Consider the following 19,303-nt stretch of genomic DNA (forward strand, 5'->3'; position numbering starts at 1 on the left):
GCCCCCGCCGACGACAATAGAGGCAAGCCAACCGGCGAGGATGCCGATCAGGAGGAAGATTAGAAGTTGCTGTGTTCGGCGGTCCATTGCGCGATTATCCCGTTGCCAGTTGATCAATTGAAGTCCCGGCTCGTCCGAAGACTAACGCACAGATCTCATGAGTACGAGGGAACGCTGATCACGCCCCCCGTTCTGATTGCTTCAACCCGACGTAGACAACATGGTGACGCAGAGCCGCTTACACGTGGCAGCGCGCACCCAAATAACTATTGAGAAGCGAGTTATAGCGGTTCGCGAGTTCGCGATCTTTTGAGGAGACGCTGCGTCCGGCATTTACAGCTTCTACCTTGGACGGAATTCCGCGTGCGTCCATGCGGTTGAGTTCCGCACGAATGGATTTGCAGCTTTCACCCGCCGGTAACGCTCTCGCACCCGGATCGCCGTAGCCACTGCCACCCTCATTGGCGCAACCAGCAATCAGCATCGCTGCTGCGGCCACGACCAAAAATTTCATGAAACGCGTGTCTGCAGTAGACTTCGACACGTCTCCCTCCGATTCGAAAGTCCCGTAATTAATAGCGGTTTCATCACAGCCGCAGCCGGTTAGCAAGGGCTCGCGGCAACGATGTGTCCTTGTTGCACCACAGCAAGCGTGCTGCTGGCTCGTGGATGTGTTTTTTGCTGAACTTATTGAGATTGCCGACGCTCGGAAATCGCTCAATTCGGAGGCAAAATGCACATTGGCGGGCCAGGAATCCGGCCCGCCAACGTGATGCGATCAAAACCGATGCGTTGTTATTGAGCTGCAGCGGCAGCTTGCTGGGTGTTTGTTGCGGTCGTAGCTGCTTGCTTGGCTGGCGCCGCCGTCGCTCCGGCTGCCGGAGCTGGTGTCGCCGCGGCTGCGGTTGTCGGGGCGAGCTTCGAGCACTTCAATTGAAACTCGCTGTTCGCCTTATCCAACTCGGTCAGTTTCGCGAGTGCTGAGCGCTTGATATTCACCGTCGAGCTTTTGCCACTGGAAATCTTTTCAACCCGATCCGGGGTTCCTTCCTGGCGCAGCTCCTGGATCTTCGCCATGAGCTTCATGCACTCGGGGCTGATGCGATCACTCTCGGCAACTTTGGTTTCATTGCCGCCTAACGATCCGGTCGTCAGCAAACTGGTACCATCAGCGGCGCAACCACCGAGAGCTAGTGCGCTACCCAGCAGGAGTCCTAAAACGAGTTTGCCTTGATACATAGATCACCCCTAAGTCCCGTTATGTGTCACCGACTCCCCGTCGGACCGCTACAGCATCTGAAGCATGGCAGGTGAGTCGCCTCAAGGTTCAAAGCTACCTTGCGGTAGGCTTGCGTCGGACGATAGGTGGTAAAGTGTGGATAGGTGCGCGGCGTTGCGATTCAGACACTGAAGAGAGGAGTGCCGATCGGAGGGCTGAGCATGCTCATGGGCTCTTCGACTAAGGCCTTGATAGTTGCGAGCAATTCGGCGGCGACAGCGATCGGTATCGCGCGAACATCACATGTTAATGTGCAGTTGATTATCGACGCGCTGCGGATTTGGCCGTCAATTACTATTGGCCGGTGTTCCTTTGCCCCGAGGCTTAAGCTGAGCGCGCGTGGAGGTTCGACCACGGGTTCGAATGAGCGTACGCCATAGGCGCCGAGGTCAAGAATAACGGCGGCGGCACCTTCTAGTTCAGCTTGCTCCAAATTATTGGTGTGGGCGCGCTGCGTTAGGTCGATTACGGTTTCGGCAATCTCATCCAAAGTCAGCGTGTCGGCGTTACGTATGACCGGTGAGACTTGCAGTTCTGGAATAAGGACTGCGAAGGCGACGTCTGCTGTTTGATGATGCAGCAGCGCTTTTGGTGTCCACGTGACGTTCGCGGCTGGGACATCATAGAGCGCCAAGCCCAACGCCTTTGCGAAAACGACGCCAGGTGAAGTCGCGGCGGGCAGAGTGGCGAAATCTCCCGATTGACCGCTATGGACGCGTCGCAGGCGAGGCAAGCCATCCACGATGCAGTCAATCGTGAGGCGCGCGCACGGGATTTCCTGTGCCGCTCTTTCAAGCAAGGTGGCGCGCGTGGCCATATGTGGTGTCACGGGAGAGGAAGGAATCTCTCTGACTTTTGGCGGCGATGGTGCTGGACTCGCAAGTGAGGGCCTGATCTCGGCTTCCCACGCCGTCTCATTGGCGCTTGGCGACTTGTTATGTTCAACTTGACGCCTCTTCGGTGCGGGCTTTTCGCTTGGCGTGTCTTGGTTCGCTTTGAGCGCAGCTTCGACATCCCGGCTAACAATCCGGCCTCCAGGCCCTGAGCCGCGCACCATGTCCAGATCAATGGCGTAGGTTTTTGCCAAGCTGCGCGCCCGGGGTGAAGCGAGATGCTTCGAGCAGCGCGAGTGAGTGTCTTGCGGTGGCTGCGTGGCCCTCTGTTCCCGTTGGGGGGCGGCTTGCCGTTGCGGTTCGGGAGAGGGTGTTCGCGTCTGTTGATTTTGAGGCTTGGTCGCACTGCGTCTCGGCGCATCGAGAGGTTGCCAAACTTCGTCAGTCGGCTCGCCGCTGCTCTCAACGCCGCTATCGTCGGGATCAAGAAGCGCCAGGGCAACGTTAGGCGGCATGCCCCACGTGTTCTCCGGCACCAAAATGCGCTTTATGCGGCCTGAGACAGTGGATTCGACCTCGATTGTCGCTTGTCCGGTGTCGATGTCGGCAATGATGTCACCAACAGCAATCTGCTGGCCGACGGACACGCGCCAGCGCATTAAGCGCGCGGGTGGCGTCCGTGGGGGTAGTGCCGGCAGCAGGATCTGGATGGGCATCGGTATCCCGGCTCAGAAACGGATGTATCAGTGCTCCGTGCGACCTTTTATCCGACCGGTCGTTCCTGGTTGGTCTGAATGAACGTGGCGGTCGAATGCATCATACATCTGGGCCAGCGCGTCGGAGCGGTTCATTTGGCCGTCCATCTCGACGGCATTGGCGACATGCTGAGCGACGTCGGCGAGGAGGCGGCCCCATTCGGATACATCATCATGGAATGTCTCGGGATCAAAGATAACGTGCAACGCCCCGTCAGCGACCCAGGCACGAAGGACCTCGATAGCTTCATCCGCCTCGACGACGCCGTCGGGTAGGTCGAGTTCCTCGGGGAGGTCGTCGTCGATATCCATTTGGGCAACTCCTCGGCGTATGTCGCCGCGCATCATTCAAACATGTCAGTCTTGGAACGTAGCAGACCATGCCGGGCTGCCGCGATCCATTGGACAATGATGCCTAACCCCGTTTCAAAATTTGCGCCAGTTGAACGGCACAAAGGGGCGGGAAGTCTTGAGGATATTGCCGTTGATAGCGTTGGAGGTGGCGCTTACAGGCGTCACCTTTACTCGCGGAGCACGATAATCCGGTCTGAGGGATGGGCGTAGCCCAGTACGCCGCGCGCAATCTCTTCGACGAGATCTGGGTGCGGCGGATTTTGATTGAGGAGTGCCACGTCGCGAGCCAGTGCCGACCTGGCGGCCTCGAGACTCTTGATCTCAAACTCCAACAGAGTGGAGCGATCGATCAATCTGGAGCGAGCCTCGAGACCGTGTCGGCCGTGGATCGCGTGGTGGGCGAAGTAAGCTGTGAAACTCAGGCAGGCAAGCAACACCGTAGCCTGCGACAGCTTAGGCCGCCTTACTTGGAAGGTGCGACGAGACACTTTGTTCGAACTCACAATACGCTGAAAAAGATTTGGAGTGGGAACCCCCCTGTCATAGCCTCCGCTGTCTTAAGAGCGTGTGAACAAGACCCAATTTTTTTGCAAATGCGCTCTGGGGTTAGGTGTAGATGATGATCTTTAAATGGAAAGCCCCGCGCGTCGTAGCGACTTGCGGGGCTTTTGCTTGTTTCGAGCCTAATCTATGATAGCTTAACTCCGTCCAGCGCGGATTACGCTGCGTCCGGCGTATTGAGCTACGTCCCCAAGTTCTCCCTCAATCCGGATTAACTGATTATACTTCGCCAGGCGGTCTGAACGGCTGAGCGAGCCTGTCTTGATCTGACCTGCATTGGTCGCAACTGCGAGGTCGGCGATCGTTGAGTCTTCAGTTTCTCCGGACCTGTGGGAGATCACGGCCGTATATCCAGCGCGCTGGGCCATGGCGACCGCATCGAGTGTTTCTGTCAGGGACCCAATCTGATTAACCTTCACTAGAATGGAATTGGCGATGCCTTTTTCGATTCCTTTGGAGAGCCGCTCGGTATTCGTGACGAATAGATCGTCGCCTACTAGTTGGCAGCGATTGCCAATCAATTCGGTCAGAGCTAACCAACCGTCCCAGTCGTCTTCACCCATTCCATCTTCGATCGAGATGATGGGATAGCGGTTGACGAGATCAGCGAGATATTGCGCCATTCCAGCGGAATCGAGCGTTTTGCCTTCGCCGGATAGGTTGTACTTGCCGCCTTTGTGGAATTCGGTTGCGGCGCAATCGAGCGCGAGCATGACATCCTCGCCCGGCTTGTAACCGGCCGCTTCAACGGACTTCATGATAAAGCTCAAAGCCTCGTCTGCGGACTTAAGGCCGGGGGCGAAGCCACCCTCGTCTCCGACGTTCGTGTTGTGACCGGCGGCACTCAAGTTTTTCTTTAGAGCGTGGAAAATTTCAGCTCCGGTCCTGATGGCGTCCGCGCATGACGGTGCGTTGACCGGCATGATCATGAATTCCTGAATATCGATCGGATTGTCCGCGTGTGCGCCACCGTTGACGATATTCATCATGGGAACGGGGAGAACATGGGCGGTGACCCCGCCAATGTAGCGATAAAGCGGTAATTCTGACGCGGTCGCTGCGGCGCGCGCTGTTGCCAGGGAGACGCCAAGAATGGCGTTCGCGCCGAGGCGGCTTTTGTTTGGCGTTCCGTCAATCGCTATCAACGCCGCGTCGATACCGCGTTGGTCTTCAGCATCCATGCCTACGAGCGCGTCGAAGATCTCTCCGTTCACAGCGTCAACGGCTTTGGTTACGCCTTTGCCATTAAAGCGTGAGGCATCTCCGTCTCGCAGTTCCACAGCTTCGTGTGCGCCCGTTGAAGCGCCCGAGGGTACTGCTGCGCGGCCCATCACTCCGTCTTCAAGAATGATGTCGACCTCAACGGTAGGATTGCCGCGGCTGTCGAGGATTTCGCGACCGATGATGTCGATAATTGCCGTCATTCTTGCTCCTTAATCGCCGTCTCGACGATGCGTCTGCCCAAGCAGGTTCAGTTCTTAAGCGTTAGTTTTGGGGAAATTCCCTCAACTCGAAGCGCATTCTTAGCCGAGGCGGTGCGTGTCGGGCTAGGGGCTTTTACGCCCGTCTTTTCGGACTCTCAGAGACCGTAGCTCTGCTGATCGCGCCAGAGTTAATCGGTCGTTTCGATAGGGATAACTGTATCGTATTCGCCACAGGCGTCTGATCCAAGCACCACAAGCGGTTCTTGATCCATATCGAATCGCCTATGCCTTCATCGGAAGCCGGTCTGCAGTAGAGTTTTTATGTTGAGTGGCCGGGGGCAAGTTCATAAACAGCAAAAGGCCTCGCGCGGGGAAAACCACATGACGGAAAAAATCAAAACAACGGCTCTCGGTCTTGTCGCCGGTGCCAGCTTACTGGCTCTTACAGCTTACACGGCGCCAGCTAGCGCTGCCGACCTCGGCGGTGACTGCTGCGCAGACCTTGAAGAGCGCGTTGCAGAACTTGAAGCAACGACGGCTCGTAAGGGCAACCGCAAGGTAAGCCTGGAAGTCTATGGCCAAGTCACGACCGCCGTGATGTGGTGGGACGATGGTTTTGAGGACAACGTCTACGTCGTTGATCCGCAGACCTCTAACACCCGTTTTGGGTTCCGCGGTAAAGCGGCGATCAATTCCGACCTGGAAGCCGGCTACAACATCGAGCTGGGTTGGCAGACTGCCGACGCTACGAAGGTGCGCGAAGACAACGACGAGGGCGAGGACATCCCCGAGTTCCGTCAGGCGCACTGGTACATCAAGAGCAATACCTGGGGTAAAGTTCGCGTCGGTTTCGCCGACACGGCAAACTCGGGTATCGCGGAAATCGACTTGTCGAACGCCAGCGTTGCTGACGGTATGTCGTCCTCGCAGGCTGGCTCGGCCATCATGCAGAACGACATGGGCGGCCCGGCATTCGGCAACTACGAGTTCAACCGCGCTAACGTTGTTCGTTACGATACGCCAACCATGGGCGGTTTCGTAGTGTCGGCTGCTTGGGGTGAAGACGACCTTTGGGACGTCGCTCTGCGCTATGCCGGTGAGCACGGTGGCTTCAAGATTGCTGCAGGTATCGCCTACGGTGAGAACACGGATCGCAACAATGGCGCTGGCCCTACGGATGATCCGGCTATTGAAGTCCTGAACGGTGGTTTGTCCATCATGCACATGCCGACGGGTCTGTTCGTCACGACCTCGGCCGGTACGCGTGACGCCGATGACTTCGCTGATGAAGAGCACTTCTGGTTCTTGAGCGGTGGTCTTGAGCGTAAGTGGTTCACGATCGGTAAGACGACGCTGTTCGCCATGGGCGGTGAGCAGGAAGATCGTTCTGATCGTACAGCGACCTTCTGGGGCCTTGGCGCTGTCCAGAAGATCGACGCTGCGGCGATGGATCTTTACATCAGCTATCGCCACTACGAGCTGGACGGCGGCACGGCTGGACTTGTCGATCCTAACGAAGATAAGTTCGACACCGTTGTCGGCGGTGCACGCATCAAGTTCTGATGTAACGATAAATATTTGGGTCCCCCGACCCAAACTCTTAAAGGGCTGCCATTGGCAGCCCTTTTTTCTTACATTGGGCCAAAGTCCGAACATGAGGAGTTTGAGGGTGGGCGGCGATGCTCGATAGTGCGTTGGTGTTATTCTCGGGTGGCCAGGATTCCACCGTTTGCTTAGCGTCAGCGCTGGACCGCTTTGAGCGCGTTGAAACGGTCGGGTTTGCTTACGGTCAACGGCATGCGCTTGAGCTTGATGCGCGATTGAGGGTGCGCGCGCGCATATCGGAGCTGAATTCGCGTTGGGGCGAGCGGCTCGGAGACGATCATTTCCTCGAACTGCCTGAGTTTGGCAAAATCAGCGATACGGCTCTAACGCGTGACCGCGAAATTGAAATGACGGCGGCCGGATTGCCGTCAACGTTTGTTCCCGGACGCAATTTACTTTTCTTTACGTATGCAGCAGCCGTTGCTTATCGGCGCGGCATTGAAGTGCTCGTTGGCGGCATGTGTGAGACCGACTATTCCGGCTATCCAGATTGCCGTGCAGAGACGCTCGACGCGCTGGAGAAGGCGATTTCGCTCGGTATGGGGCGAACTTTTAAGATTGATACGCCGTTGATGTTCATCGATAAGGCGGCGACCTGGGTCATGACGGAAGAACTTGGCGGCGCGCCGTTGGTCGACCTGATTATCAACGAGACACATACCTGCTACCTCGGAATACGAGGCCGGCTGCATGAGTGGGGCTATGGCTGCGGACATTGTCCGGCTTGTCAGCTGCGGCAGAAAGGATGGGAAAAGTGGCAAGCCGCAAAGAGCTAATCCGTGCGATTGACCTGATCCTTTCAGGTGAAAACGACAAGGCTCACGCCATCGTTCAAAAGAACGATACAGATGCCAATGCCTGCTACATCCACGCCGTTCTACATCGCCTCGAAGGCGATAAGGAAAATGCAAAGTATTGGTACGGGCGGGCAGGCCATCATGAGTGGCCGGCTTCGGATCCAGAAGGGCAGTTGCTGCGCCTTCGAGACGACCTGCTCTTTCAACCCTGATTTGTGCAAGTCATTCGGCCCACTTGACATGGCCGTCACGGCTGGCAACTGCTTGCGCCATGTATCACGTCAAAGAAATATTTCTCACGCTGCAGGGAGAGGGCGCCAACGCTGGCCGGGCTGCCGTGTTTTGTCGGTTTGCCGGCTGTAACCTCTGGTCGGGACGTGAAGTCGACCGGAGCGAAGCGACCTGTCAGTTCTGCGATACGGACTTTGTCGGTACGGATGGCACGGGGGGCGGCCGGTTCGGGACTGCCCCGGATTTGGCCTCAGCGATCTTGTCCAATTGGGCTGGCGGGGAGAACGAGCGTTTCGTCGTGCTGACTGGCGGTGAACCGATGCTTCAGGTTGATGCCGCGCTGATTGATGAGTTGCATCGACTGTGTTTTGAGGTCGCAATTGAGACCAACGGGACGTTGCCAGTTCCTGATACCGTTGACTGGATCTGTGTAAGTCCGAAATCCGGCGCAAAACTGCAGCAAATTCATGGGCATGAGCTAAAATTGGTCTATCCGCAGCCGGGTCTCGATCCAGAGGATCTTGCATACCTTGACTTTGGGCATAGGTACGTTCAGCCCATGGATGGCCCTGATCTTGCGGCCAATACCGCCGCGGCGGTGGCTTACTGTCGCAAACATCCAGAATGGCGATTGTCGTTGCAGACGCACAAACTGATCGGCATCGCCTGATTGGTAGGTCAATTGCTGGTAATGGCTGAAAAAATCTCTTAGAGACGGCTCATGCGAATATATAAGGACTTCAATTTCGAGGCGGCGCACTACTTGCCCAGCGCTCCTCCTGGCCATCCAAATTCCCGCATGCACGGGCACTCATTTCGCGCGCGTATCTGGGTGGAAGGAGAGCCGGATGCGCATAGCGGCCTCGTGTTCCATTTCGACGAGCTTTCGGGGGCGATCGCTGATGCGCGCGAAGCGCTAGACCATCGGCTTTTGAATGATGTCGAAGGCTTGGAAGCGCCGACGCTTGAGCGCATCACGATCTGGCTCTGGAACCGACTTGCCAATCGGGTGCCAGGTTTGGCGCGTGTCGAAGTCGCACGTGATTCCTGCCAGGAAGGCTGTGTCTATGATGGACCCGATCGACGCATGCCACTGGCGGCGGAGTAAATAATATGGGCAGCAAACCAGACGTAACGCTACTTGGCCATGCGGCAGCTATTCCTCAGGCTCCGGAAGAGGCTGTCCTTGAGCGTGTAGAAAATCCACATGTGGACACCCATTACCTTGCACGGTTTACGGCGCCTGAATTTACATCCGTGTGTCCCGTGACTGGCCAACCCGACTTTGCGCATCTGGTTATCGATTATGTGCCTGATGCTTGGCTCGTCGAATCAAAGTCTCTCAAGCTGTATCTGACGTCGTTTCGTAATCATGGAGCGTTTCACGAAGATTGCACCGTGACGATCGGCAAGCGTATCGCTGATCTGATCGCTCCCCACTATCTGCGCATCGGGGGATATTGGTACCCGCGCGGGGGCATTCCCATCGACGTATTCTGGCAGGTTGGCAAATGTCCAGAGGACGTGTGGCTTCCCGATCAAGGAGTAGCTCCTTATCGAGGTCGCGGCTAAGGGCGGACAGATAAATCAATTTTACGCCCGAATTAGCCCAAAATTTGTGCGCTAATTGCTCATTATAAGTCCTGTCTGTAGGCGGCTCTTCATGCCGCAGGCAAATAATTGTAACCCGGCGACGGATTTCGCCGGGTCCAGACGTTCTGCCCGTACGCCGGGAAACGCCAAAGGAGAGAGTACCTCATGAAAAAACTACTCGCGGCGGCCATCGGCCTGTTCGCACTCGGTGCTGTTGCCACCAGTAGCGCCAGCGCTGCTCCGCTTTCGGGTGCCAATGGTTTGGCGGCCAAAACGGAAACCAGCAACGTGATCCAGGTCCATGGCCGGCACCGTGCGTGCAGGCTCGACCGGCGTGGCTGGCACCGTTCGTATCATCGTGGTTCGCGTAGCTGGTGCCGGCCGCGGTGGAAGCGTCACCGCCATCATCATCACCGTTGGCACAAGCGCCGGCACCACCACAAGCACCACCACCACCGGCGCCATCGCCACTAAGTTTTGGTGCTTTCCAAAAAAGATTGGGCCCAGCGCGACGACGTCGCGCTGGGCCCTCTTTTTACCAGGTTGTGCCCTTACGCAGGTTCTTTGACCGGGGCTAGTTCCCTGCGTTGATCAGGCGCAACAGCTTCACGTGTGAGCACACCGATCGCTTCGGACAGCGGCATAACCTGCTGTGCCTGACTTCCTAACCTGCGGATCGATACCTTGGCTTCTTCGGCTTCCCGCTTGCCGACGACGAGGATTACCGGAATTTTCTGCAGTGAGTGTTCGCGGACCTTCAGATTGATCTTCTCATTGCGTGTATCGATCTCAACGCGCAGGCCTGCGGACTGCAGTTCTGCGACGACTTCGCGTGCGTAATCGTCGGCCTCCGACACAATCGTCGCAACGACGACCTGAACCGGTGCGAGCCACAGCGGGAAATGCCCGGCATAGTTTTCGATCAGAATGCCCGTGAAGCGTTCCAGCGAGCCAAACATGGCGCGATGGATCATCACCGGTGTCTTTTTTTCGCTGTTGGCGTCGATATAGAATGCGCCCAGGCGACTGGCCAGATTGAAGTCGACCTGCGTTGTTCCACACTGCCAATCACGCCCGATGGCGTCACGCAGGACGTACTCAAACTTAGGACCGTAGAAGGCACCTTCCCCAGGATTGATGCTGGTTTTAATGCGTCCGGCGCCTTCGCGTTCAATACGTTCCAGAACCTTGGACATCACTGCTTCGGCGCGGTCCCACAAGGCGTCATCGCCAACACGCTTTTCGGGTCGCGTCGAAAGCTTCACGACGATTTCTTGGAAGCCGAAGTCTTCATAGATCGACAACATCAGCTCGTTGATCTTCAGGCATTCGTCTTCGAGCTGATCCTCGCTGATGAAGATATGCGCGTCGTCTTGCGTGAAGTGACGCACACGCATGAGCCCGTGCAAGGCTCCGGATGGTTCATAACGATGGACTTTGCCGAACTCAGCAATCTTCACGGGTAAGTCGCGATAGCTTTTCAGGCCATGCTTGAAGATCTGCACATGGCCAGGACAGTTCATCGGCTTACAGCAGAAGACGCGCTCATCGGGCAACGTCGTGGTGAACATGTTCTCACCGTAGTTTTCCCAGTGGCCCGATAGCTCCCAGAAGTGCTTTTCCATCATGTCGGGCGAATTCACCTCGACATAGCCGGCATCTGCCTGGCGGCGGCGCATGTAAGAGATCAGGGTCTGGAACAGCGTCCATCCTTTAGCGTGCCAGAATACAGAGCCCGGTGCCTCTTCCTGGAAATGGAACAGGTCCATCTCGCGGCCGAGGCGGCGGTGGTCGCGCTTTTCGGCCTCCTCTAGCATCGTCAGGTAGTCTGCAAGTTCCTTATCGCTCGCCCAAGCCGTTCCGTAGATACGTTGCAGCATGGGATTGTTGGAATCGCCGCGCCAATAGGCCCCAGCGATCTTCATCAGCTTGAAGGACTTGCCGATTTGTCCGGTTGAAGCCATGTGCGGCCCGCGGCACAAATCGAGCCAGTCGCCTTGGCGGTAGATCTTAAGATCCTGCCCCTCGGGAATGGCGTCGACCAACTCAACCTTGTAGCTTTCGCCCTTGCCGTCAAAGTACGACTTGGCCTTGTCGCGGCTCCAAATCTCCTTTGTGAAGGGAGCATTGCGCGCGATGATCTCGTGCATTTTTGCTTCGATTGCAGCCAGATCTTCAGGATGGAACGGTTCGTTCTTGGCGAAGTCGTAATAGAAGCCGTTGGCGATCACCGGACCAATCGTTACCTGAGTGCCCGGATAGAGTTCCTGCACAGCTTCCGCCATGACGTGCGCGGCATCGTGCCGGATAAGTTCCAGCGCCTCAGGATCCGTGCGTGTGACGATGCGCACCTGAGTGTCTTCATTAATGGGATCTGACAAATCACTCAGTTCACCATCGCGAACAATGGCGACGGCCTTTTTTGCGAGTGATTTGGAAATGGCTTCGGCGAGTTGAGCGCCTGTGATGCCCTTTGGGTAGGAACGTGCGGCACCATCGGGGAACGTAAGAGTAATATCGGCCATTAGCTGGGCCCCTTCTCTCAATCGCTGCATACCAAGCAGGTAAGATGGGTTGGACGTTGTTGCGTCGCGAGCCGCATTCAAACTGCTGCGGGAGGCTGGCATCTGCGCGGTAGGCGTGCGCCATGTCAAGGCCTGCGCGGCAGTTTGTTGGTTCTTTGGCCCGGTAGTCTCATATGGGAACGCAGGGAGATCAAAGCTACGAGATCAACGTGCGCCGAGGCGCCGCGGCGTGGGACCGTACCTCTGAAGCGATCACGAGATCGCCCAGCTCCTGCCACACATTCTCCTTCTCCGCGTCGAAAAACCGCCCCCAGGCTGGCACCACCTAGGGCACGGAAAGGCAAAAGGTTTTTGCCGTTTGCTGACTGTGGTTGTCGGGGCCACACGAGTTTTGGCAGGTTGGGGAGCCTGCTTGAGTAGTGTTTGCGTACAGGGGCGCGCGTAAACGATGGGCTTCAATTCCATTGGTATGGGTGGTGGGTATCTCACCACGGCTGCTGGATTTGGTGTGTCCGCACGGATTTTTGCTGCTGTTGTTTTCTCGTTCGCAGTATCCCTAACTGCTTCGGCTCAGCCAGCGAGGTCTCCAGCTGCCGGGAAGAGCGGTGGCAACGTCGATGCACAGGCTTTTGTCAGTCGCGTCGCGTCGACTGACGATTTGAGAAATAGACAATCTCTGACTCTCCTTGCTGGCAGCTCTGGTAGCACCGCTCTGCAAATGGCGCAGGATGCCTCCATCGTTCTCGGTGGTGCGGACGATGTCCGCGTGCTCCCGATTGTCGGGAAGGGCGGACCACAGAACATCTCCGATTTGCTGTACCTGAAGGGTATCGATCTTGCGATTACCCAATCAGACGTCCTGGCGGCTTTGTCCCGTGGAGAGCTGGGCGGTGACATCAAGAGCGAGCAGATCGCCTACATCGCCAAGCTGTGCAATGAGGAGCTTCATGTCGTAGCGCGCGGTGACATCGGCGATCTGGGTGAACTTACCGGTCGTGCTGTCAACTTCGGCGAACAAGGCAGTGGGACGCAATTTTCAGCGCGGCGCGTTTTTGCGGCGCTCGGCATTGAAGTGCGCGAAGTCAATTTGAGCCATGCCGACGCAATGGAACGGCTCCAGCGCGGTGAAATCTCAGCGCATGTTTTTCTCGGAGGCAAACCTACTCCGGATGCGCTTGCGATGGAGCGGATTGAGGGCCTTCGCCTTCTGCCCATTGCATATCCGCCGTCATTGGAGGCTGATTACCTTCCCGCCAAGCTGACACATGCGGATTATCCCGATCTGATAGGGGAGGGACAAAGCATAGATACGGTCGCGGTTGGTGCTGTTTTGACCGTCGTGAATTGGCCCGCCAAGCACGAGCGCTATCAGTTGTCGGCCCGGTTTGTTGAAGACCTGTTCGGTAATTTGAAAGGGCTGCGTGAGCCCGCGCGGCATGCGAAGTGGCATGAAATGAATCTACCGGCGCCTGTGCCGGGCATCGTTCAGTTCAGGCCCGCTAAGGCTTGGCTTGAGCGAGAAGTCACCGGTGCCCGCTCGAAAGCTTCAGCGACGCAATCTTCGTCGCGCCAATCTGAGCTGACGAGCAGGTCGAGTGGGGGAGAGGCGGAGAAGCGGTTGCGCTAACCGGGTTGTCCGCAATGCGCTCGAGCTTGGTTCGAGGTGCAATTACCAAAGACTGGGGAAGTACATGAGTTATTCGTCAGGGACATCACAAGACAGCTCGATCAAGGCGCTCTTACGCCGGCTCGACGCCGTGGACCCGCTCGGCGATGAGTGTATCCGTTCCGATCCCATGCAGGTATTGCGTGAGGCTCGTATGAAGGTTGCTGCGCAGGCCTCGCGCAATGATGAGGAACGAGAGACTTCGGATATTGAGGACGGCGAACTCGTTGGCGAGTTCGTTGGTGTCGCTCCCTGGCATGAAATGAGTTCCATCGACGTTTCATCATCATCCGCGGTGAACGACATCAACTCCGAGCGCGAGCCTAGTAAAGGGGAATTGGTCGTTGTCGAAGCTGTAACGGATCAGGTTGTTCGGTCGCGACGTTGGCCGCTTATTGCCGCCGGTTTGGCTATTGTTGTCGTGTGTGCGGGGGCTACGTTTGTGTACGAGCCGACACTGATTAGTGGGCTCGAACAAGCTGGGATTGAGTTGTCTTCCATAATGTCAAATCCAGCAGCAAGCGAAGCGCCACCAATGAAGGCGGCGTCCGTGCAAGATCCCGTCGTTGAGGGTGTCGGTCGCTTTACCATTGCGGCGTTCAGCTTGGTCGGCGCAAATGCGGCGAATATGTCAGCGGAGCCTCGTGCGGAGAACGCTAACTCTGAGATGACCGTCTTAGCGCAGCGGGATGAGACTGCGATCGCCGCTGATGCTGGTGATGAAGTGCGTCTGCCGATTGAACTTAGTCCGGCTCATGGTACTGGCGAAGTCGCGGCGATTGTGCTGCGTGGCTTGCCCCCGGACTACAATGTGGCAGGCGCTATGCCGAGCGGAGATAACAGCTGGGTTCTTTCACCGGATAGCCTGGATGGTGCTCGCATTATCGTGCCGCCGGGCGGGGCTGGCGATGTCACTGTAACAGCCGAACTTTTCGACATGTCGGCCCAGCCGATCGGTTCGCCGCGCTTTATTCTCAAGGTCAAACCGACTGAGGTGACCCGCAGTCTTGATCCTCAGCGCGCACAGGCATTGCTGGCAAGGGGCCGTGGCCTTTTGCAAGCTGGAGACATCAGCGGTGCACGGCTCTTGTTTGAAATGGCTGCGGAGAGCGGTGTCGCGGAGGGCGCGTATGCCTTAGGCGAAACGTTTGATCCGCTTCAGCTTGCTGCTCGCGGCGCAGTCGGTCTGACGGGTGATGCAGCGCGTGCGCGCTTCTGGTATGCGCAGGCCTCTGAAAATGGGGTTGTCGCCGCGAGAGAACGGTTGGCCACGCTGGAGGCAACCAACTAGTCGTTCCGGTGTGGCCGGGATAGCGACTCCGTTGGGCTGGTCCACTGCTCCTCCATATGAGCGCCCGTCCAGCGGCCGTATCTCCATGGCGCAAATGGATGGCGTTCGGTGGAAATGTCCGGCACCGGATCGAAGCCGGCAGATCCGCCCGGCCGGCAGCGGGCCAGGCGAGATAGAGTCAGCCAAAAGCCGCGCCAAGCGCCATTACGATCGATTGCTTCTAGTGCGTATTCGGAGCATGTCGGCAAATGTCGACAATGCCAGCCGAAGAACGCTTTGAAGGTATAGCGGTAGGCGTGGATCGGCGCTTTCAGCAGCAGGCCTGCCCAACCTGACCTTCTGTCGGTAGGGGTGTTAGGGCTGTGATCGTGCTGCTTACAAGTGTTCAATCGGATCAGGTCTCCGTTGTGGCTGCCGTTGTCGGCTGCTCACCAGACTTTCCATGTTCGCCTTCGGCTTCATTGATGGCTTTGCGTAAGGCATCGAAGACAAGCAGTGTTGACGCGTGCCGCGCTTTGTAGTCACGCACCGGTTCCAGAACAGCAAGGTCGGCCCAGCGCCCCTGGGGAGGAGGGCCGTCCTCCTTGAGCATGCGGCGCATGGTGTCCGCGATGTCCGTAAACTCCTCGATTGGGGTGCCGATAATTTCTCGTCCAACGACGGAGGCGGCGGCTTGTCCCAGAAGACAGGCTTTCACCGTTTGCCCGAAGTCGACGACACGGCCATCGGATAACTTCACGTCGACATCGATCGTGGAGCCGCACAGCTTTGAGTGCGCGGATGCCCGTGCGTCAGGATCCGCGAGGCGTTCGGTGCGCGGTATTGCTGCGGCGAGTTCGAGGATCCGCGTGTGGTAAATTTCATCGAGGTCGGCCATAGAAGTCCCTTCGGCTACGCCGATGGCGGAGGATTAGTCCTCCCGCCCAATTCAATCACTATATAGGAGATGGTGCAGGTTGACTCTTGGCGGGTCAATTTGCGGGTTCCTCCTGTATGTAGTGCCGGTCAAGGCGGAGGGAAGCGGTTATGTCTCTAATGGGTCCTGGCGAGGACAAAAGCGACTTGGAGGAGGGGCTGGCATTTCAGCCGCGTTTTGACGGCGCCGGCGTCATCCCGGCCATCGTCACAGACGCGGACACTGGGCAGGTTCTAATGTTTGCCTTCATGAACGCGGAAGCTCTGCAGCTGTCCCTCGAGACGGGAATAGCACATTTCTGGAGCCGATCCCGAGGACGCCTCTGGAAAAAAGGCGAAGATAGCGGCAACCGGCTTCAAATTATTGAGATGCGAACGGATTGCGACCAAGACGTTATCTGGATGCAGGTGCGGATCGAAGGGCATGGGGCGGCTTGCCACACGGGGCGACGGACCTGTTTTTACCGGCGCGTCGTTTTCGAGTCTGAGTCCGGCGTTAAACTCGTTCCGAGCGATGACACCCGATTGTTCGATCCTGAGACAATTTATAGCAAACCTGAAGGAAAATGATCTGTGTGGAAGGCAAAATCTTGAGAGGGTGCGTTTAGGGGCTATGGTTGATGCGGACTAGCGCTGCGTTAATCTTATTGCGGTATTGTGCTTAATCTCGATTAGTACCTCCGTTTTGCTTGCATGAACTCGGTACGCGGACGGTTTGTCGTGCCCAAAGCAGCAGAACGGGAGACGAACACGGTAGCTGTAGGCTCTGGAGACGTTTTATGGAGTACGGCAAGATCGGTTTGGCCCTTGGCGGCGGTGCCGCACGCGGCTGGTCGCATATTGGCGTGATCCGAGCTCTCAGCGCTGCCGGTATCGAACCTGACATCATTGCAGGCACTTCTATCGGAGCTGTTGTCGGGGGCTGCTATGCGGCGGGCCACCTTGACGATCTCGAGGACATGGCCCGAGGGCTGACCGTTCGGGGTGTTTGGAATTTCCTCGATTTCAATCTGGCGGGTACGGGGCTCATCTCTGGAACACGGCTCAATTCGCGATTGAAAAAGGTTTTCGGCGATGTGCGTATCGAAGACCTCGATTGTAAATTTACAGCAGTTGCCACGGAGATCGGGACGGGTCATGAAATTTGGCTGTCTCGTGGAGAACTTGGAGATGCGGTTCGGGCCTCTTATGCACTTCCAGGCGTTCTTAAGCCGGTCAAACTCAATGGGCGTTGGCTGTTTGATGGTGCGTTAGTCAATCCTGTTCCGGTTTCTGTTTGCCGGGCGCTGGGCGCGCGCTATGTCATCGCCGTTAATCTGAATTTCGACCTGTCGAGCCGTGGGACGACCGCCGCTCAGTTTGATCTTTCTGAGGTGGTCGAGGACGAAGAGGCGGAGCCTCTCGCGGATATCGCCCCGCGCAGTTTTTCCAATGGCTTTGGTGCGCGCAGGCTGCTGCAGCGGCAGATCTTCGGAAAAGGCGACAAAAGCGTTCCGGGGATTTCTACGGTTATGGTCGATGCTTTCAACATCGTTCAGGATCGCATTGCGCGCTCCCGGCTGGCTGGCGATCCGCCGGATGCGATGATCAGCCCGCGTTTGTATGGCTTCAATCTGTTTGATTTTCACCGCGCCTCCGAACTTATTGATCTCGGACGGCTCGCGGCGGAACGCGAGTTGGAAACAATACGTCAGGAAATTTCTGTGCGACGTCAGCTCGGTCGCCTCAAGGCTGGGGTCGCATAACATCGGACCTGTCGTAGATCTGGCCGGTGCCTTACGCCACCGGCCAGAATAATTAATCCGAAGCATTTCAGCCGGTGGCCAGATATCCCTGCATTGCTGACACTTGCATTTCTACCTCGGCGAGATGGTGTTTTACGACGTCGCCAATGGACACGACTCCGACGAGTTCTCCATTCATGACGACTGGAGCGTGACGGAAACGACCCTTGGTCATCATGCCCATTAATTCGTCGAGGGTAACGCTCTCTTCGCAAGTTACGACGCTCTTGGTCATAACAGTGGAAACCGGCGCGCGAAGTACTCCTTCGCCTGACGCGGCTATGGCTCGAACGATGTCGCGTTCGGAAATGATTCCGATTACAGTGTTGTCGTCATTGACGATGACGAGAGCACCAATTCGCTTAGCAGCGAGTTGAGAGGCAATCTCCAGCAGTGTTGTGTCTGCTCCGGCCACTGCTACAGCACGGCCTTTGGCCTTTAAAACTGCGGCTACGTTCATTTACAGGCACCTCCAATTCAATGGGTCGCCGCCCTTGCCTTTTGTAATTTGTTGCATATGGCAAGACTGCAAACCCGGTCGGTGCGTTCCGTCAGTTAACGGAACGCCCTGGTTCCCTCCGGAGGTGCATGGTGCGACGATACGACAAAAGTCGCAAGCGTCAGTTGACGAGATAGGGGCGGGGCCTACTCGTAGGCGCGCGGTTGTCGAAGAAGCCAAAGCACAAGAAGCCCGCCGCGTAGCCACCCACGTGCGCTTCCCAGGCGATGCCACCGCCGCTGTCGACGCCAGGTATACCAAGGACGCTGAGAGCGTTAAGCAGAAGCCAGATTGCGGTGACGGCAATAACGCGTTTGTCCGTTAGGGCTTGGTTCAAGCTCATTAGCGGGACGCTGTGGGGAGCCTCGCGCAGAGCTGCGAAATTGTGCCGGTCGATCGCGGAAAACAGGAAGCGCATGACGCCCCCCATCATTCCCGAGACGGCTCCGGAGGCTCCGACGACGGGAACCAGTTCACCAAAGTGGAACGCTAAAAACGTTAATGCTCCGATGACGCCCGTAAAAGCTGTGAAGGCAAGAAAGCGGGGTCCGCCGATACGCAGAGCGATTGCGCCTCCAAAAGCCAGAAACCACGCCGAGTTAAACATCAGATGGGTGACATCGCCATGGACAAGCATGTGCGTAAGGAACGACGTGATGGAAGCGATTTCCCCACCCGGCAACTCTGCGGCGTAGCCTGAGTAGCGCGCAGGAACGAAGGCCATGGCGACGGTCAGCCATTCTTCCTGATCCACAGGCAACATCTGCCGTACGATATGGACCGCAATGAAAATCGCGATGAGCGCCAGCACTGAGTTTGGGACGTTGAAGATTGGCTGGTGATATCGCACTTAAAGTTCCTTTCGCGGGGGCCGTTTTACGTGTCGCGAGCTTTGAAGCGTTACAGCCAGCCCGCGCCTTGGACAAGCTAATCCCCTTAGTTGTACCGGAGTTGAACGCGGCGCGTCGGACCCTATCTGGTCCTCGTTCCTTATTAGGCAAGATTAGACGAGTGTTGTTCGGGGTGCGGGCCTCTTTTCGCTGTAGTGCGGCGGCTGGCATGGAAGGTGCTCAATCAAGGCTATACCCGGTTATGGGCGGTAAATCGTCCCGTTTCTGGACAGTGATTGAAATAGCTTTGACTGGTCTGTCCGCGTTTGGCGGTCGACCCATCGTTCGGGGCCCGCGAGAG

The 19,303-nt window shown here is 57.0% G+C and carries 22 protein-coding genes; 11 read left to right on the top strand and 11 right to left on the bottom strand.

Features of this window, described 5'->3' with window-relative positions:
- Positions 1–238 precede the first annotated feature (238 nt).
- The 6 genes from K5845_RS07415 to eno all read right to left on the bottom strand — a co-directional run bounded on the left by K5845_RS07415 (position 239) and on the right by eno (position 5,206).
- Positions 239–544: a hypothetical protein gene (locus tag K5845_RS07415; RefSeq protein WP_244464921.1), complete on the bottom strand. Its 306-nt coding sequence runs from the start codon at positions 542–544 to the stop codon at positions 239–241.
- Positions 545–795: 251 nt separating this feature from the next.
- Positions 796–1,239 carry a hypothetical protein gene (locus tag K5845_RS07420; RefSeq protein WP_046478600.1) on the bottom strand — a complete coding sequence of 148 codons (444 nt, stop codon included), beginning with the start codon at positions 1,237–1,239 and terminating at the stop codon, positions 796–798.
- A gap of 161 nt (positions 1,240–1,400) precedes the next feature.
- Entirely contained in the window at positions 1,401–2,828 is a 1,428-nt protein-coding gene (locus K5845_RS07425) for a dihydrolipoamide acetyltransferase family protein (protein ID WP_287958714.1), read from the bottom strand.
- Positions 2,829–2,855: 27 nt separating this feature from the next.
- A complete protein-coding gene (locus K5845_RS07430; RefSeq protein WP_052743959.1) occupies positions 2,856–3,179 on the bottom strand; it encodes a DUF5076 domain-containing protein in 324 nt (107 codons plus the stop codon).
- A 209-nt stretch (positions 3,180–3,388) separates the two neighbouring features.
- Entirely contained in the window at positions 3,389–3,709 is a 321-nt protein-coding gene (locus K5845_RS07435; protein ID WP_244466773.1) for an FtsB family cell division protein, read from the bottom strand.
- A 210-nt stretch (positions 3,710–3,919) separates the two neighbouring features.
- A complete protein-coding gene (gene eno, locus K5845_RS07440) occupies positions 3,920–5,206 on the bottom strand; it encodes a phosphopyruvate hydratase (RefSeq protein WP_090230620.1) in 1,287 nt (428 codons plus the stop codon).
- 381 nt (positions 5,207–5,587) lie between these two features.
- Between eno and K5845_RS07445 the strand changes: the two genes are divergently transcribed.
- From K5845_RS07445 to K5845_RS07475, 7 genes are all read left to right on the top strand, one after another.
- Positions 5,588–6,769 carry a porin gene (locus K5845_RS07445; RefSeq protein WP_287958715.1) on the top strand — a complete coding sequence of 394 codons (1,182 nt, stop codon included), beginning with the start codon at positions 5,588–5,590 and terminating at the stop codon, positions 6,767–6,769.
- A gap of 116 nt (positions 6,770–6,885) precedes the next feature.
- Positions 6,886–7,587: a 7-cyano-7-deazaguanine synthase QueC gene (gene queC / locus K5845_RS07450; protein ID WP_090229354.1), complete on the top strand. Its 702-nt coding sequence runs from the start codon at positions 6,886–6,888 to the stop codon at positions 7,585–7,587.
- Complete coding sequence (locus K5845_RS07455; protein ID WP_052743958.1) at positions 7,566–7,820, top strand: hypothetical protein; 255 nt, start codon at positions 7,566–7,568, stop codon at positions 7,818–7,820. The genes queC and K5845_RS07455 overlap by 22 nt, the downstream gene beginning before the upstream one ends.
- A gap of 59 nt (positions 7,821–7,879) precedes the next feature.
- Positions 7,880–8,509: a 7-carboxy-7-deazaguanine synthase gene (queE, locus tag K5845_RS07460; protein ID WP_090229351.1), complete on the top strand. Its 630-nt coding sequence runs from the start codon at positions 7,880–7,882 to the stop codon at positions 8,507–8,509.
- 51 nt (positions 8,510–8,560) lie between these two features.
- On the top strand, positions 8,561–8,947 hold the full coding sequence (locus K5845_RS07465; RefSeq protein WP_046478607.1) for a 6-pyruvoyl trahydropterin synthase family protein: 387 nt from the start codon (positions 8,561–8,563) through the stop codon (positions 8,945–8,947).
- Positions 8,948–8,952: 5 nt separating this feature from the next.
- Positions 8,953–9,411, top strand: coding sequence for a preQ(1) synthase (gene queF, locus K5845_RS07470; protein WP_046478608.1), 459 nt, complete (start codon positions 8,953–8,955; stop codon positions 9,409–9,411).
- A gap of 186 nt (positions 9,412–9,597) precedes the next feature.
- On the top strand, positions 9,598–9,906 hold the full coding sequence (locus tag K5845_RS07475) for a hypothetical protein (protein WP_076605330.1): 309 nt from the start codon (positions 9,598–9,600) through the stop codon (positions 9,904–9,906).
- Between the two features lie 77 nt (positions 9,907–9,983).
- Here the strand turns inward: K5845_RS07475 and thrS are convergent, their stop codons facing one another.
- Entirely contained in the window at positions 9,984–11,957 is a 1,974-nt protein-coding gene (gene thrS / locus K5845_RS07480; protein WP_090229349.1) for a threonine--tRNA ligase, read from the bottom strand.
- 448 nt (positions 11,958–12,405) lie between these two features.
- Here thrS and K5845_RS07485 point away from each other — a divergent pair, with 448 nt between their 5' ends.
- Positions 12,406–13,584: a TAXI family TRAP transporter solute-binding subunit gene (locus K5845_RS07485; protein WP_287958716.1), complete on the top strand. Its 1,179-nt coding sequence runs from the start codon at positions 12,406–12,408 to the stop codon at positions 13,582–13,584.
- A 64-nt stretch (positions 13,585–13,648) separates the two neighbouring features.
- A complete protein-coding gene (locus K5845_RS07490; protein ID WP_052743956.1) occupies positions 13,649–14,914 on the top strand; it encodes an SEL1-like repeat protein in 1,266 nt (421 codons plus the stop codon).
- On the opposite strand, the gene yidD is transcribed toward K5845_RS07490, so the two are convergent.
- Positions 14,911–15,303: a membrane protein insertion efficiency factor YidD gene (yidD, locus tag K5845_RS07495; protein WP_502814126.1), complete on the bottom strand. Its 393-nt coding sequence runs from the start codon at positions 15,301–15,303 to the stop codon at positions 14,911–14,913. The genes K5845_RS07490 and yidD overlap by 4 nt on opposite strands.
- 5 nt (positions 15,304–15,308) lie before the next feature.
- Positions 15,309–15,791 (bottom strand): iron-sulfur cluster assembly scaffold protein, encoded by a 483-nt coding sequence (locus tag K5845_RS07500; protein ID WP_090229343.1) that lies wholly within the window; start codon positions 15,789–15,791, stop codon positions 15,309–15,311.
- A 149-nt stretch (positions 15,792–15,940) separates the two neighbouring features.
- Between K5845_RS07500 and hisI the strand changes: the two genes are divergently transcribed.
- The gene (gene hisI / locus K5845_RS07505) at positions 15,941–16,399 is read left to right on the top strand and encodes a phosphoribosyl-AMP cyclohydrolase (RefSeq protein ID WP_090229340.1); all 459 of its coding nucleotides are present in this window, start codon (positions 15,941–15,943) and stop codon (positions 16,397–16,399) included.
- 209 nt (positions 16,400–16,608) lie between these two features.
- Positions 16,609–17,574 carry a patatin-like phospholipase family protein gene (locus K5845_RS07510; RefSeq protein WP_046478613.1) on the top strand — a complete coding sequence of 322 codons (966 nt, stop codon included), beginning with the start codon at positions 16,609–16,611 and terminating at the stop codon, positions 17,572–17,574.
- Between the two features lie 67 nt (positions 17,575–17,641).
- On the opposite strand, the gene K5845_RS07515 is transcribed toward K5845_RS07510, so the two are convergent.
- On the bottom strand, positions 17,642–18,073 hold the full coding sequence (locus tag K5845_RS07515; RefSeq protein WP_046478614.1) for a CBS domain-containing protein: 432 nt from the start codon (positions 18,071–18,073) through the stop codon (positions 17,642–17,644).
- Between the two features lie 160 nt (positions 18,074–18,233).
- Positions 18,234–18,962 carry a rhomboid family intramembrane serine protease gene (locus K5845_RS07520; RefSeq protein WP_046478615.1) on the bottom strand — a complete coding sequence of 243 codons (729 nt, stop codon included), beginning with the start codon at positions 18,960–18,962 and terminating at the stop codon, positions 18,234–18,236.
- Between the last annotated feature and the right edge of the window lie 341 nt (positions 18,963–19,303).

Origin of the sequence: Filomicrobium sp. (genome assembly GCF_025698805.1) — a bacterium.
GTDB lineage: Bacteria > Pseudomonadota > Alphaproteobacteria > Rhizobiales > Hyphomicrobiaceae > Filomicrobium > Filomicrobium insigne.